This is a genomic window from Streptomyces sp. NPDC044106 (genome assembly GCF_056433985.1).
Map to the genome: position 1 here is coordinate 1 of NZ_JBWKFZ010000022.1, position 13,816 is coordinate 13,816.

Sequence of the window (13,816 nt, forward strand, 5' to 3'; positions counted from 1 at the left end):
AGCACGGCCCATTCATCATCGGAGAGTTCATGACGGCGCACCACGGCAAACATGATCCATCACGCAAGACGATCTTTGAAGACGCCCCCTAGGGCGCCGAAGCGTCGAAGGTTTGTGCGAGATCCCCGGGGTGGCTCGCGCGTGCCGCGCCGGCGTCGTACGGGAATGGAGCGGATCGTCCCGCCCGTGGCCGGTCGGGGTGTGTCAGCCGGAGCGGAGAATGGGCACGCGGGCGTGGACGCGCCGCGCGCCGGGGTGGAACACCAGGATCATCAGCCGGGAGCCGGGCGCCGTCAGGGGCTGCGCCGCGCACATGGTGACCCAGCCGGGTCCGTCCAGGGCGTGCATCAGGGGGCGCTCGTCGCTGTCGGAGTGAGGGTGCGAGCTGCCCGTGGTGTAGAGGCCGGCGGCCTCCGGGTCGGCGAGGATCTCCTTCTCGATCTGCCGCAGAATGTCGTCGTCCGGCCTGGTGGCGAGCGCCGCGCGCAGTTGCTGCAGCACCATCGGGGCCCAGGCGTCGCGCCAGTCCATCAGGGTCTCGCGGCCGTGCGGGTCCAGGAGCATCCACCGCAGGGTGTTGGCCGGGACCTTGCCGTTCGGGAACATGTCGGCGAAGGCCGCGTTGTGGGCGAGCATCTCCCAGGACGCGTCCGTCACGTAGGCCATGTGCCCGATTCCGTCGACGGCCTCCTGCCAGACCCCGGGCACCTCCTTGCCGGAGGACAGATGCAGCGGTCCTGGCGGGTCCTGGAGCAGCGCGTAGCGACAGAGGGACACCCACTCCTGTTCGTTGAACCCGAAGAGACGGGCCACGTCGCGGAGCAGTGAGGTCGGCGGGTTGGGATAGCTGCCGGATTCGAGACGGTGGTACGTCCCGAACGTGCGGTGGAGCAACTGGTCGACCTGGTGCTGGGACAGGCCGGGCGCGCGTCGGCCCTGGCCCGTCGGGCGGGCGAAGCCGTGTGATTCCGGGGCTATGAGGGCGCGTCGTTCGCGGAGCAGAGCGCGGAGCGCCGTCTTGTTCATGGTGGGTAATCCCTCTTGATGCACGCCGAGTTGGAGCGTGATCAGTCTAAATATTCACATCGGCTTTGGTAGTAAACATTGCCCGAAGAAAACGATCAGTCACTCGGGCATGATGGAGCTTGCGGGGTCACCGACCTGCAGGTTTGATCGTCGGACGGCGACCGTGCACAACAGCGGGGCGTCTTGTCCGGGGAGCTTGAGAATGGCTGAAATTCCCCGGCATTGGGTACCCCCTAGGCCTATAGGGCCGACACGGGAAGCGTGTGGGACAACTGTTCGTATTCCGGTCTGCGTGGGCGGAATCAGAGCAGCGCAGGACCACACGGCTCTTCTTCCTGTACCGGTTTCGTAGGGCCACCGGCTGCGGTCGGTGCCGTCACTCGCCATTACGTAGCGGCCACGGTACCGACCGCCCGTGGTTGGTCCCGGGCGATCACGTGGCCGTGACGCACTCCTCCGCCTGTGCCAGGATCTCCGTGACCCGCAGGCCGAACCGCACGTCGCACGGATGCGCCCGGCCACTGTCCGCGCACTCGGCGAGTTCCTCGATCGCCGTCCGGAACGCGTCGCCCGCCTCCTCCCACGGCGGCAGCACGGCTGTCCCGCTCGTACCGCGCAACTCCACTGCCAGCCCCGCGCACTTGACCGGCGCCGTCAGGCTCAGCGCCGCCGTGCTGGACGCCCCGCCGGTGTGGCGCAGGATCAGATGGACCGTGTCCCCGGGGCCGGCCGCAGCTGTCACGGCGCTCACGTCGCCGAGCACGGGCAGGAGCATCGACAGGGCGTGCGGGCCCACGTCCCAGAGCCCGCCCCGGCTCGCGCGCCACGGCGAGGAGAACGCCGCGCCGCCGTCCGGGGCGTAGAACGATCCGTACCAGTCGGCGCGGCCGGTGAACCAGCCGCCCGCGGTGGCCTGTTCGGACACCCAGGCCGCGGGTCCCGCGGCGAAGCGCAGCGTGAAGAAGACCACGGACGCGACCCCGGCACGCTCGACCGCCGCCACGAGTTCGCGCGCCCCGTCCACCGTCGTGGCCACCGGCTTGTCGAGAAGCAGATGGCAGCCGGCCGCCGCGGCCCGTGCGGCGAGCGGCGCCTGCGCGTCGGGCGGCACCGCGAACGCCACGGCGTCGCTGGCGGCGAACAGTTCGTCCACGTCCGGGTACGCCGTCGTGCCGTGCGCGGCGGCGAGTGCGGCCGCCGCCTCGGGGCGACGGCCCCAGACGCCGCTGAAGTCGACGCCGGAGTGCAGGGCCAGCGCGGGAGCGTGGGTGGCGGAGGCCCAAGGGCCCGTGCCCACCAGGCCGATTCGGAGACGGTTCATGGGCGGCAGTATGACCGAGACGGTCCGACGCAACCCTCCCCGGCGGGCGCCGCCCCGGCCGGTGGGGCGGTTGACGGCCACCTCACGGCGGGCTGCCGGAGTGCGCGTACGACGAAACGCCATCCCGGATACGCAACGCATTCCTGGCCGAATTCCTCGGAGTGAATGGCCATTCACCCGCTATGGTGAATTCGAATTCACCTGAGCCCGCCGGGGAAGATGCCATGGGGGCCGTTCGGATATCGGGTGACGCGAGGGGCCTGCGTGCCCGCCTCGCCGTCCCCGTCCTCGCCTTCGGCGGGATCCTCATGGCCGTCACCCATACCGTGGTCGTCCCGCTGCTGCCCGACCTGCCCCGGCTGACGGGCAGTTCGGCCGGCGCCGTGTCCTGGCTGGTCACCGCGACACTGCTGTCCGGTGCTGTCCTCACGCCCGTCCTCGGCAAGGCCGGTGACATGTACGGCAAGCGCCGCGTGCTGCTCGTCGCCCTCGCTCTGATGGCCGGCGGCTCGGTGCTCTGCGCGCTCACGTCCGACATCCGGCTGCTCATCGCGGCGCGCGCCCTGCAAGGCGCCTTCGCCGCGGTGGTGCCGCTGTCCATCAGCATCCTGCGCGACATACTTCCGCCGCGGCGCACCGCGTCGGCGGTCGCCCTGATGAGCTCGACGGTCGGCATCGGGGCCGCGCTCGGTCTGCCGCTGGCCGCGCTGATCGTGCAGTACGCCGACTGGCACGCCATGTTCTGGGCGACAGCGGCGCTGAGAGCCTGTGTCATATCCCCGGCCGGGTGGTCGCCGCCTGGCACGCACGCTCGCCGCGTTGCCGAAAAGCCCTAGTAGCTCTGCTACGAGGACTTCCCGGCGCCTTGCGATCGCACGCACCAGACGACGCCCACTGATCCGACCGGGGATATGACACAGGCTCTGAGCACCTGCGGGCTCCTGCTCGCCGGGTGGGCCGTGCGCGAGTCGCCGGTGCGCTCGCCGGGGCGGTTCGACACGTGGGGCGCGCTGGGACTCGCGGCGGGTCTGATCTGCCTGCTGCTCGCGGTGTCGCAGGGCGGCCAGTGGGGGTAGGGGAGCGGCCCGGTCCTCGGTCTTCTCGCGGGGGCGGTCGTCATCCTCTCGTGTGGTGGCGTCTGCAACTGCGGGCGGAGCAGCCGCTGGTGGATGTGCGCCTGGCCTCCGGGCGACGCGTGGCGCTCCCGCACGTGATGGCCCTGCTGGCCGGATTCGCCTTCTACGCGTACTCGTTGGTGACCGCGCAGTTGGTGCAGGCGCCCGCCGCGAGCGGCTACGGCCTGGAGCTGTCGATCGTGGCGACCGGCCTGTGCCTGCTGCCCAACGGCGTGGTCATGCTGGTCCTCTCGCCGGTTTCGGCCCGTGTCTCGACGGCGCGCGGCCCCAGGGTGACCCTGGCCGCCGGCGCCCTGTTCATGGCGCTCGGCTATGCCGTACGCATCGTGGACAGCCGGCCCGGCGGGTCCGCGCACAGGGCCACCCTGGAAGGGAGATGACCATGGCGGGAGGGAACGGGACCACGGTGAGCGCGTCATCACGGACGGGCACCGGCGCGGACCCGGAACCGCCGCCACCCGCCGTCCGCAGGGACGCCGAGGCGACCAAGGATGCCATCGTGTGCGCCGCACGCCACCTCCTCGCCCGGCACGCGCACGGTGACATCACCCTCAAGGCGGTGGCCGAACGGGCCGGAGTGAGCTCCCCGTTGATTCTGAAGTACTTCGGCAACAAGGACGCGCTGTTCTCCCGGATCATATCGTTCGAGGCCGACGCCGACGGCTTCCTCGACGCGCCCCTCGCGGACCTCGGCCGCCACATGGTCCACCAGCTGCTCACCGGCCAGGCCGAGCGGGGCGCCGACCCGATCCTGCGGATCGTCTTCGCCCCGCTCCACGGTGAGCAGGGCGACGTCCTGCGCGCCAACTTCCGTACCCAGGTGGCCCAGCGGCTGAGCGAGCGGCTCTCGGGCCCGGACGCGGGGCTGCGGGCCGAGCTCGCCGTGGGGATGCTGCTCGGCCTCGGCGTGATGTACGGCATCGCCCGCGGCCCGCACCTGCGCGGCACGGAGATCGCCGAGATCACCGGCCGGTACGCACCCGCGGTGCAGGCTCTGCTGACGCCCGGGTGACCCGCGCCGCCGACTTGGCGGCAGGGCGCGCACCGGCTCCGCGCCGTACGACCGCCACCGCCGCGAGCCCGACCGCAAGGCCCGCCATCGTCTGCGGACCGAAGGGCTCACCGAACATCAGGGCGCCCCACAGAGCCGTCACCGGTGCCATCAGGAACATCAGCGTGTTGACCTGCGTCACCCCGGAGCGCCGCAGGATCAGCCAGTACAGGCCGTAGCCCCCGAACGTGGAGAGCGTCACCAGCCATCCGATCGCCGCCCAGAAGGACGTCTCGGCGGGCGGCGTCGCGGCGCCCGCCACCAGTGCGAGCGTCGTGAAGACCACGGCACTGGTGACGCAGTGCACCGTCAGCGACACCGCGGGGCCGACCGCGCGGGGCGCGCGCCGGTCCAGGAACGTCGCGGCGACCAGCGAGAACATGCCGAGGAACGGCACCAGGTAGGCCCACCACGCGGCGTCGCCACCGCCCGCGAAGTCGGCCGCCGTGACGATGACGACCCCGGTCACTCCGAGACCGAGGCCGACCCATTGCGTGCGGGAGACGTAGTGGCCGAGCAGCGGCCCGGCGAGGGCGCCCGCGACGAGCGGCTGGGTGCCGTCGATCAGCGCGGTCGTACCGCTGGAGACGCCGAGCTGGATGGCGTAGTACACGGTGAGCAGGTAACCGCTCTGCGACAGCGCTCCCACGGCTGCCTGGCGTCCCACGTCGCGCGTGGTCAGGCCCCGCCAGGAGGCCCGGCCCAGCAGCAGGGCGACGAGCCCGAGGACGACGGCGAGCGGCAGGAAGCGCCACATCAGCACGGTCACCGCGGACGCGCTGCCCGCGCCCAGTTTCGCCCCGATGAACCCGGAGCTCCAGGTCAGCACGAAGGCGGTCGACAGCAGGACGTTCATGGATTCCTCCTCGTCAGACAGGCCCGAGGCGGGCGAGCCGGGTAAACAGATCTGTCTACCTGGCGTCGTGCCGAGTATACAGATCGGTATACAGGCCGGTATACCGATCGGTCTACTATGGAGGCATGACCGAGAACCGGCATGAGGCGGAGAACGGGCGCGAGCGTGAGAACCGGCGCGGCGCCGGGAGCGGGGCGGTCGCGCCGCGGCGCATCGTCATGACGCCGGGGGCGCGCCGCGCCCTCGACGCCGCGGGGCGGCTCTTCTACGAGCGCGGCATCCACGCCGTCGGCGTGGACCTGATCGCCGCCGAGGCCGGCGTGACGAAGAAGACCCTCTACGACCGCTTCGGCTCCAAGGAACAGATCGTCGTCGAGTACCTCACCGACCGGGACGAGCGCTGGCGCGCCTTCCTCGCCCCCTACCTGGAGGCGGCCCGCACGCCGGACGGCCGGATCCTCGCCGTCTTCGACGCCCTGCGCGACTGGGCCGAGGGGCGCCTCGCCAAGGGGTGCGGCATGGTCAACGCGCACGCCGAGATCAGCGACCCCGCCCACCCCGCGTACCCGATCATCACGGGCCAGAAGGCCTGGATGCTCGCCCTCTTCACCGGGCTCGCCGAGGAGCTCACGCCGCGCGGGGCGGTCCGTCTCGGGCGGACGCTGATGCTGCTGCACGAGGGCGGCCTCGTGGCGCACGGGCTGCGGGTCTTCCCCGGAGCCCTCGGTCAGGCGCGTGCGGACGCGGAGGAACTGCTGCGCGCCGCCGTGGCGCGGGACGCCGAGGATCGTTGACAAGTCTTTGCCCGTGGCCGGAATCTTCCCTTCCGTCGCGGGTGTCGCTCCCGTGTCCGGCGGGGTGACTGGCCCGGTCGCGCGTACGTCGTGTCCTTTCGCCTCGGCAAAGTGCGGCTGAAATGGCCGGGGTGGGCGACATGGCCGCCCGTGCAGGGCCGTTGACCGTATGCGTTCGCGGGCACACGCTGCAGATGTAGGTGCTAGATACATCTAGTGCGGCAAGCGGAAGGAATGCGCATGTGCGGCATCACCGGCTGGGTCTCCTTCGACCGTGATCTGACGGCCGAGTCCACCACTCTGGACGCCATGACGGAGACGATGTCCTGCCGCGGTCCCGACGACCGCGGCACCTGGACCGGGGGGCCCGCCGGGCTCGGACACCGCCGACTGGCGATCATCGACCTGCCCGGCGGACGCCAGCCCATGACCGTCGAGACACCGACCGGCACCGTCGCCCTCGTCTACTCCGGAGAGACCTACAACTACACCGAACTCCGCCGTGAACTGACCGGCCGCGGCCACCGGTTCACCACCGAGTCGGACACTGAGGTCGTGCTGCGCGGCTACCTCGAATGGGGCGAGGCCCTCGCCGAGCGGCTGAACGGCATGTACGCCTTCGCGATCTGGGACGCCCGCGACGACCGGCTCGTCATGATCCGCGACCGCATGGGCATCAAGCCCTTCTACTACTACGAGACCCCCGACGGCGTCCTCTTCGGCTCCGAGCCCAAGGCGATCCTGGCCAACCCGCTGGCCCGCCGACGTGTCACCCTGGACGGCCTGCGGGAGCTGTTCGCCACGGTCAAGACGCCCGGTCACGCCGTGTGGGACGGCATGCGCGAGGTCGAGCCGGGCACCGTCGTCACCGTCGACCGCTCAGGGCTGCGCCGACACGTCTACTGGACACTGCGGACGCGGCCGCACACCGACGACCGCGAAGCGTCCGTGGCCAGGGTGCGCGAGCTCCTCGAGGACATCGTGCGCCGCCAGCTCGTCTCGGACGTACCGCGCTGCACGCTGCTCTCCGGTGGCCTCGACTCCTCGGCGATGACGGCGCTCGCCGCGCGGCAACTGGCCGAGGCGGGCGAGACGGTACGCAGCTTCGCTGTCGACTTCGTCGGTCAGGCCGACAACTTCGTCGCCGACGAACTGCGCGGCACGCCCGACACCCCCTACGTGCACGACGTCGCGAAGGCGGCGGGCACCGAGCACCGTGACATCGTCCTTGACTCGGACGCCCTCGCCGACCCGGACGTGCGCGCCAGGATGATCCGCGCGCGGGACATCCCGATGGGCTTCGGCGACATGGACGCCTCCCTCTATCTGCTGTTCCGCGCCATCCGCGAGCACTCCACGGTCGCGCTCTCCGGGGAGTCCGCGGACGAGGTCTTCGGCGGCTACCTGCAGTTCTTCGACGAGACGGCGCGCACGGCCGACACCTTCCCCTGGCTGGTGAAGTTCGCCGACCACTTCGGCGACGACTCCGGCGTCCTGCGCCCCGAGGTGGCGGCCGCGCTCGACCTGCCCGCGTACATCAAGGACAGCTACGCGAGCGCAGTCGCGGGCATCGAGCGACTGGACGGCGAGAGCGACTTCGAGTTCCGGATGCGGAAGATGTCCTATCTGCACCTGACCCGATTCGTACGCATCCTGCTCGACCGCAAGGACCGCGCGAGCATGGCCGTCGGCCTGGAGGTGCGCGTGCCGTTCTGCGACCACCGTCTCGTGGAGTACGTGTACAACGCGCCGTGGTCGCTCAAGTCCTTCGACGGCAGGGAGAAGACCCTGCTGCGCGAGGCGACGGCCGATGTGCTGCCGCGGTCGGTGTACGACCGGGTCAAGAGCCCGTATCCCTCGACGCAGGACCCCAAGTACGCGGTCGCTCTCCAGCGGCACGTCAAGGACCTGCTCGCCCGGCCCGACCACCCGGTCTTCGCGCTCGTGGACAGGGAGCAGGCGGCCCGGGCCGCCGAGCGCGATGCGCCGCAGATCACTCAGGCCTCCCGGCGCGACCTGGAACGGACGCTCGACCTGGCGCTCTGGCTGGACCTCTACGAGCCGGAGATCGTCCTCACCTGACGTCCCTGGGGGCGCCTGTCACCCATCGGGCTCCGACGACGCGGCGAGCGTGTCGAGGAACCGCTGGAGCGCGGGCGTCCCGTCCGGATTGAGGCCGCGCTTGACCGGCGGTACGGCGGCTCCGCGCCGGCTGTCGGACGCCTGGCACGGACCGGGCTGCTCCTCGGCCCTGAGGGTCACGGCACGGCGGACGAACTCGGCTACCGGCATCCCGAGATGATCCGCGTGGCGCAGGATCGCGGCGTACTCGTCGGGCGTGAACAAGACCTGCACAGGCTTGGCACCGTCCATGGACGCATGATGCCGGTCGGGCGTGTGTGGCGCGCTGTGGTTGGCATATTCACCCTCGAAGGCGTGAATGCCGCCGGGGCAGGGTGTCGGTTGGGGATTGGAATGCGACCCCGACCGGACGGGGGAATCTCGGTCGGGGTCACATCATGTTCAACGATAAACCATGCGGTTGGGTTTCCGGGACGCGGGCTCCTGAGTGTGAGCTGCGTTACGCCTGTGTTTCCTCGTTGCGATCCCTGTCCCTGCCGGTCAGTGCCCCTGGCGCACGATCATGATCAGTGAAGCCGTGACCCCCACTACGACGATGAAGGCGCGCATCGCCACCGGAGGCAGCTTCCGGCCGAAGCGCGCGCCGATCAGGCCGCCCGCCGTCGAGCCGAGGGCGATCAGCCCGGCGGCCGTCCAGTCGACGTCGGCCACCACGATGAAGAGGACGGCCGCGACGCCGTTGACGAGCGAGGCGAGAACGTTCTTCGCGGCGTTGAGGCGCTGCAGGTCGTCCAGGAGGAAGGCCCCGAACAGGCCCATGAGCAGCACCCCTTGGGCCGCTCCGAAATATCCTCCGTAGACGCCGGTGGCGAGGACTCCGCACCACATCGGGATGCCGCCGTCGTTCTTTCCGCCGCCCTCGCGGTCCTTCAGCCTGCGGGCCAGCCGGGGTTGCAGCAGGACCAGGAGGCATGCGGTCAGGATGAGGACGGGGACCACCGCCTGGAAGGCGTCGGCGGGCAGCTCCAGAAGGAGCAGGGCGCCGGTCAGCCCGCCGATCAGGGAGGCCGTGCCGAACCGCACCAGGCGCCTGAACTGCCCCTTCATCTCCCTGCGATAGCCGTACGCGGCGCTCAGCGTGCCCGGTACCAGGCCGATGTTGTTGGACACGTTGGCGAGCACGGGTGGGAAGCCGAAGGCCAGCAGGGTGGGGAAGGTGATGAGGGTGCCCGACCCGACTACCGCGTTGAGCCCGCCGGCCGCGACACCGGCGGCCCCGACAGCCACCATCTCCAGCGCTTCCACACGTCACCTTTCCTGCCGCGTCAAGGAGTCCGCGCACCGGGGCCGGATGCCCGGCTCCAGGGTCGAAGGCCCTCCGCCGGGCCGTTACCCGGACGGAAGCGATCTTGGTGCACGGTGAAAACCCAAGTCAATCCTCGGGTTTTCTTGCATCCCTCCAAGGTATGGCTTCAAGCCTCTCGGGGTGCCAGACGGGCGGCGCGCCTCTGCAGGTAGTGGGCCTCGGGGCGGCTGAGAGTGCCCTGCGCCGCGGACCGGTACGCGGCGCGGGCACCTTCGACGTCGCCCGCCTTCTCCAGGAGATGCGCGCGTACGGCTTCCAGCCGGTAATGGCCCGCCAGCCTGCCCTCCAGGGCGCCCAATTCATCGAGACCGGCCTGCGGCCCGTGCACCATCGCACAGGCCACGGCGCGTCCGAGCGCCGCCATGGGTTCGGGAGTGCGGCGCACGAGATGGTCGTACAGGGCGAGGATCTGGGGCCAGTCGGTGGCCTCCGCGCTCGGGGCCTCGTCGTGCAGGGCGGCGATCGCGGCCTGCAACTGGTAGACGGCCGGCGGGCCTTGCACCAGTGCCTCCTCGACCAGTGCCGTTCCCTCGGTGATCGCCCGCCGGTCCCAGCGGCTCCGGTCCTGCTCGTCGAGCGGGATCAGCTCGCCGTGCGGCCCGGTCCGTGCGGCGGTGCGCGCCTCGGTGAGCAGCATCAGCGCCAACAGGCCCGTCACCGTGCCCTCGTGGGGGAGCAGACGGCGCACGGAGCGCGTCAGGCGGATCGCCTCCCTGGCGAGGTCCGCGCGGTGCAGCGCGTCACCGGATGTCGCCGTGTACCCCTCGTTGAAGATCAGGTAGAGCACCTGGAGGACGACCGCGAGTCGCGCGTCGCGGTCCTCGGGGCCCGGCTGCCGGAACGGCATGCCTCTGATCTTCCCCTTGGCCCTGCTGATCCGCTGGGCCATGGTCGCCTCGGGCACCAGATGCGCCCGGGCGATCTCCGCCGTGGTGAGTCCTCCGACAGCGCGCAGCGTCAGGGCGACCTGCGCGGCCGGGGTCAGCTCCGGGTGGCAGCAGAGGAACAGCAGCGTGAGGGTGTCGTCGTCCGCCGGGGCGCGGCTCTCGCCCGGCGGGGGAGCGGTGAGCGCGTCCCGGGGGGTGAGCAGCGCAGCGTCCTCCTCGCGCCGCCGCCGCGCCTCGTCGGCGCGCAGCTGGTCCGTCAGGCGGCGCGAGGCCACCTTGATCAGCCAGCCGCGCGGGTTGTCGGGGCCCTGTCCGGGCCACCGCCGGGCCGCGGCGAGCAACGCTTCCTGTACGGCGTCCTCGGCGGCGCCGAAGTGCCCGTACCGGCGTACGAGCGCGCCGAGGACCTGCGGCGCGTGCTGTCGCAGCAGGTCCTCGACCTCGGTCGTACGTCTCAACACTCGCCGCCCGAGGCGTCCTGGACCGGCCGGATCACGACGGGCGGTTCGACGTGGCCCTCGGGTCCGGGGCAGCTGATGACGCGCCGGGCGATCTCGGTGACCCGCTCCAGGCTCTGGCACTCCAGGAGCCAGTACCCGGCCAGGACCTCCTTCGTCTCGCCGTAGGGACCGTCCGTGATCACGGGGCGGCCGTCCTTGTCCTGGCTGACGAGGCGGGTCCGCGCGGGCTCGGTGAGTCCCTGCGCGTCGATGAGTTCGCCGGACTCGGCGAGGTCGTTGTTGATCTCGCCCATGTAGGCGAACATCGCCTGCAAGTCCTTCTCGCTCCAGACCGGTCTGTCCGTGGAGGGCTTGCCCGCCATCGCCTCGTAGTCGGCCTGCGATCCCTGGACCATCACCAGATACTTCATGACTTCGCTCCTCAGCTGCGCCGTCGCCCCTGGTGGGCGGCTTTCGCAGGGGACGTCGGAGCGGACGGCGCTTTCTCGACAGCCTCGGGAAGGAATTTCCGGGTCGGGGTGGCGGAAGGGGCTGACGCGCAAATCCTATCGACGGACGGCGAAGCGTTCCTGGCGCGAAGGGACGCGAAGGGATTCGCCGGCGCGGTTCGCGCGGGGCGGCAACCTTTCGGGGCTCGACGGCGACTGATCAGCGGCCAGTGCCTCCGTACGGAGGCGGGTCCCCCCCCACCGCCCAGAGACAGGAAGCGACACATGACTGAGCTGCACGGCACGGCGCGACACCGCAAACGGCGGATTCCCCTGCTGGTCGGCGTCCCGGTGGCGCTCGCCGTCGCGGGCACATTGGCCTACGGCACGGCCTTCGGTGCGGCCTTCGGTGCGGCCGGGCAGGACGCCCCGGCGCCTCGCCGGGCCGCCGCCGCGACCGCTTCCGGGCCGGTCCGGGCCGACGACGTCGCCGACGGTTTCGCGTCGGTCGACGCGCTGGGCCAGCGGGGGACGTACGGCGGACGGGACGGCAGGACCGTCACCGTACGGACCCTCGCCGGTCTGGAGAAGTACGCGACCGCCCCCGAGCCGTACGTCATCGTCGTGGCGGCCACGATCGCCATGGAGCCCAAGGGCAGGGAGATCAAGGTCGCCTCGGACAAGACGATCGTCGGGGCGGGCACCTCGGGGCAGATCGTCGGCGGCGGGTTCTTCCTCGGTCGGGGCGTCCACAACGTGATCATCCGGAACCTCACGATCCGGGACTCGTATCACGGCGTCTGGAACGACAAGGAGCACGACTGGGACGCCGTCCAGATGGACGGCGCGCACCATGTCTGGATCGACCACAACGACCTGCGGCACATGGCGGACGGCCTGATCGACAGCCGCAAGGACACCACCAACGTGACGGTGTCCTGGAACAGGCTCAGCGACAACAACAAGACCTTCGGCATCGGCTGGACCGAGAACACCACCGCGGACCTCACGATCCACCACAACTGGTTCCGCGAGACCGAGCAGCGCAATCCCTCCACGGACAACGTCGCCCACGCCCACCTCTACAACAACTACCTGCAGGACGACCCGGGCACGGACATCACCTCGTCGTACGGCGACTACGCGCGCGGCAGGACGAAGATGGTCCTGGAGAACAGCTACTTCGACGGCGTCCACAACCCCGTCATCAAGGACACCACCGCCGCCCTCGTCCAGCGCGGCAACGTCTTCTCCGGCACGAGCGGACGCAACGAGAGCGGCGGTACGGCGTTCGATCCGAAGGCGTACTACGACTACACCCTCGACAAGGCGGCCGACGTCCCCGCACTCCTCAACTCCGGCGCCGGGCCGCGGAATCCGCTCGGCACGACGGCCGGGACCCGGACCCGCGCCACCCTCACCGTCGCCAAGGACGGCAGTGGCCGGTTCACGAGCGTGCAGAAGGCGATCGACGCCGTTCCCGCGGGCAACAGTTCCCGCGTGGTGATCCAGGTCGCGCCCGGCACGTACCGCGAGACGGTCAGGGTCCCGTCGGACAAGCCCCACGTCACGGTCGAAGGGACGGGCGGCAGCCGCAAGGACACCGTCGTCGTCTTCGGGAACGCCGCAGGAACGCGGAAGCCGGACGGCTCGGGAAAGTACGGCACCAGCGGCAGCGCGACCTTCACCGTGGAGGCGGATGACTTCCGGGCCCGCAACCTCACCGTTTCCAACGACTTCGACGAGGCGAGGAACCAGCACCTGGACGGAGTGCAGGCGGTGGCGCTGCGCACGGCCGCCGACCGGGTCCGCCTCGACTCGGTCATCGTCAGCGGCGACCAGGACACGCTGCTCCTCGACACCGCGGCCAAGGACAGGCCTGGCCGCGTCCGCATGACGGACTCCTACGTAGTCGGCAACACCGACTTCGTCTTCGGCCGCGCCACAGCGGTGATCGACAGGTCCGTCCTCTCGCTGAAGAAGCGCTGGGACGGCAGCTCCGCCGGATACGTCACCGCGCCCAGCACGGCCGCCGGACGCAAGGGATTCCTGATCACCCGGTCGACCATCGACGGCGGCGTGGCCGCGCGGAGCTTCTTCCTCGGCCGGCCGTGGCACGCGGGCGGCGACGCGGCGCTCGATCCGCAGACCACCATCCGCGACAGCAGGCTCGGCGCTGCCGTCAAGGCGGCGCCCTGGACGGACATGGGCGGCTTCTCGTGGAAGGACGACCGTTTCGCCGAGTACCGGAACAGCGGTCCGGGTGCGGGCGGTCCCAGCGGTGACCGCCCGCACCTGACGGACGCGCAGGCCGCGGCGCAGGAGGCCGCGGACTGGCTCGGCGACTGGACACCCTCAGCCGGCTGACGGAGACGCAACTCGTCAACCGGCTGGTCGCGGGCGGGAGG

11 protein-coding genes and 1 pseudogene are annotated in these 13,816 nt (G+C 70.7%); 5 read left to right on the forward strand and 7 right to left on the reverse strand.

Going from position 1 to position 13,816, the window contains the following annotated elements; genetic code table 11:
* Positions 1-204: 204 nt before the first annotated feature.
* Positions 205-1,026 (reverse strand): MmyB family transcriptional regulator, encoded by an 822-nt coding sequence (locus AC07DI_RS31695; RefSeq protein WP_478907819.1) that lies wholly within the window; start codon positions 1,024-1,026, stop codon positions 205-207.
* Positions 1,027-1,459: 433 nt separating this feature from the next.
* Positions 1,460-2,347, reverse strand: a complete 888-nt coding sequence (locus AC07DI_RS31700; protein WP_478907821.1) for a Gfo/Idh/MocA family protein — start codon at positions 2,345-2,347, stop codon at positions 1,460-1,462.
* A 224-nt stretch (positions 2,348-2,571) separates the two neighbouring features.
* On the opposite strand from AC07DI_RS31700, the pseudogene AC07DI_RS31705 reads away from it, so the two are divergent.
* Both AC07DI_RS31705 and AC07DI_RS31710 read left to right on the forward strand, forming a co-directional pair.
* Positions 2,572-3,821, forward strand: a pseudogene (locus tag AC07DI_RS31705) (MFS transporter); the annotation flags it as partial.
* Between the two features lie 44 nt (positions 3,822-3,865).
* The gene (locus AC07DI_RS31710; protein ID WP_478907823.1) at positions 3,866-4,495 is read left to right on the forward strand and encodes a TetR/AcrR family transcriptional regulator; all 630 of its coding nucleotides are present in this window, start codon (positions 3,866-3,868) and stop codon (positions 4,493-4,495) included.
* On the opposite strand, the gene AC07DI_RS31715 is transcribed toward AC07DI_RS31710, so the two are convergent.
* Positions 4,446-5,390: a DMT family transporter gene (locus AC07DI_RS31715; RefSeq protein ID WP_384252674.1), complete on the reverse strand. Its 945-nt coding sequence runs from the start codon at positions 5,388-5,390 to the stop codon at positions 4,446-4,448. The genes AC07DI_RS31710 and AC07DI_RS31715 overlap by 50 nt on opposite strands.
* Positions 5,391-5,608: 218 nt before the next feature.
* Here AC07DI_RS31715 and AC07DI_RS31720 point away from each other — a divergent pair, with 218 nt between their 5' ends.
* Positions 5,609-6,184 carry a TetR/AcrR family transcriptional regulator gene (locus tag AC07DI_RS31720; protein WP_478907969.1) on the forward strand — a complete coding sequence of 192 codons (576 nt, stop codon included), beginning with the start codon at positions 5,609-5,611 and terminating at the stop codon, positions 6,182-6,184.
* 240 nt (positions 6,185-6,424) lie between these two features.
* The gene (gene asnB / locus AC07DI_RS31725) at positions 6,425-8,266 is read left to right on the forward strand and encodes an asparagine synthase (glutamine-hydrolyzing) (RefSeq protein ID WP_478907826.1); all 1,842 of its coding nucleotides are present in this window, start codon (positions 6,425-6,427) and stop codon (positions 8,264-8,266) included.
* Between the two features lie 18 nt (positions 8,267-8,284).
* Here asnB and AC07DI_RS31730 read toward each other — a convergent pair whose 3' ends face one another.
* The 4 genes from AC07DI_RS31730 to AC07DI_RS31745 form a co-directional block, all read right to left on the reverse strand.
* The gene (locus AC07DI_RS31730) at positions 8,285-8,557 is read right to left on the reverse strand and encodes a plasmid mobilization protein (protein WP_384252669.1); all 273 of its coding nucleotides are present in this window, start codon (positions 8,555-8,557) and stop codon (positions 8,285-8,287) included.
* Between the two features lie 249 nt (positions 8,558-8,806).
* A complete protein-coding gene (locus AC07DI_RS31735; RefSeq protein WP_478907828.1) occupies positions 8,807-9,571 on the reverse strand; it encodes a sulfite exporter TauE/SafE family protein in 765 nt (254 codons plus the stop codon).
* A 167-nt stretch (positions 9,572-9,738) separates the two neighbouring features.
* Positions 9,739-10,980 carry an RNA polymerase sigma factor gene (locus AC07DI_RS31740; protein WP_478907830.1) on the reverse strand — a complete coding sequence of 414 codons (1,242 nt, stop codon included), beginning with the start codon at positions 10,978-10,980 and terminating at the stop codon, positions 9,739-9,741.
* Positions 10,974-11,390, reverse strand: a complete 417-nt coding sequence (locus tag AC07DI_RS31745; protein WP_384252662.1) for a YciI family protein — start codon at positions 11,388-11,390, stop codon at positions 10,974-10,976. The genes AC07DI_RS31740 and AC07DI_RS31745 overlap by 7 nt, the downstream gene beginning before the upstream one ends.
* A gap of 303 nt (positions 11,391-11,693) precedes the next feature.
* Between AC07DI_RS31745 and AC07DI_RS31750 the strand changes: the two genes are divergently transcribed.
* Positions 11,694-13,775 (forward strand): pectinesterase family protein, encoded by a 2,082-nt coding sequence (locus tag AC07DI_RS31750; RefSeq protein ID WP_478907832.1) that lies wholly within the window; start codon positions 11,694-11,696, stop codon positions 13,773-13,775.
* The last annotated feature ends 41 nt before the right edge of the window (positions 13,776-13,816 follow it).

What these genes read in the sequence shown, in the direction of transcription:
- AC07DI_RS31715 (WP_384252674.1), bottom strand. Translation starts at nt 5,390, where the DNA reads ATGAACGTCCTGCTGTCGACCGCCTTCGTGCTGACCTGGAGCTCCGGG.
- AC07DI_RS31710 (WP_478907823.1), top strand. Translation starts at nt 3,866, where the DNA reads ATGGCGGGAGGGAACGGGACCACGGTGAGCGCGTCATCACGGACGGGC.
- AC07DI_RS31720 (WP_478907969.1), top strand. Translation starts at nt 5,609, where the DNA reads ATGACGCCGGGGGCGCGCCGCGCCCTCGACGCCGCGGGGCGGCTCTTC.
- AC07DI_RS31700 (WP_478907821.1), bottom strand. Translation starts at nt 2,347, where the DNA reads ATGAACCGTCTCCGAATCGGCCTGGTGGGCACGGGCCCTTGGGCCTCC.
- AC07DI_RS31750 (WP_478907832.1), top strand. Translation starts at nt 11,694, where the DNA reads ATGACTGAGCTGCACGGCACGGCGCGACACCGCAAACGGCGGATTCCC.
- AC07DI_RS31695 (WP_478907819.1), bottom strand. Translation starts at nt 1,026, where the DNA reads ATGAACAAGACGGCGCTCCGCGCTCTGCTCCGCGAACGACGCGCCCTC.
- AC07DI_RS31745 (WP_384252662.1), bottom strand. Translation starts at nt 11,390, where the DNA reads ATGAAGTATCTGGTGATGGTCCAGGGATCGCAGGCCGACTACGAGGCG.
- asnB (WP_478907826.1), top strand. Translation starts at nt 6,425, where the DNA reads ATGTGCGGCATCACCGGCTGGGTCTCCTTCGACCGTGATCTGACGGCC.
- AC07DI_RS31730 (WP_384252669.1), bottom strand. Translation starts at nt 8,557, where the DNA reads ATGGACGGTGCCAAGCCTGTGCAGGTCTTGTTCACGCCCGACGAGTAC.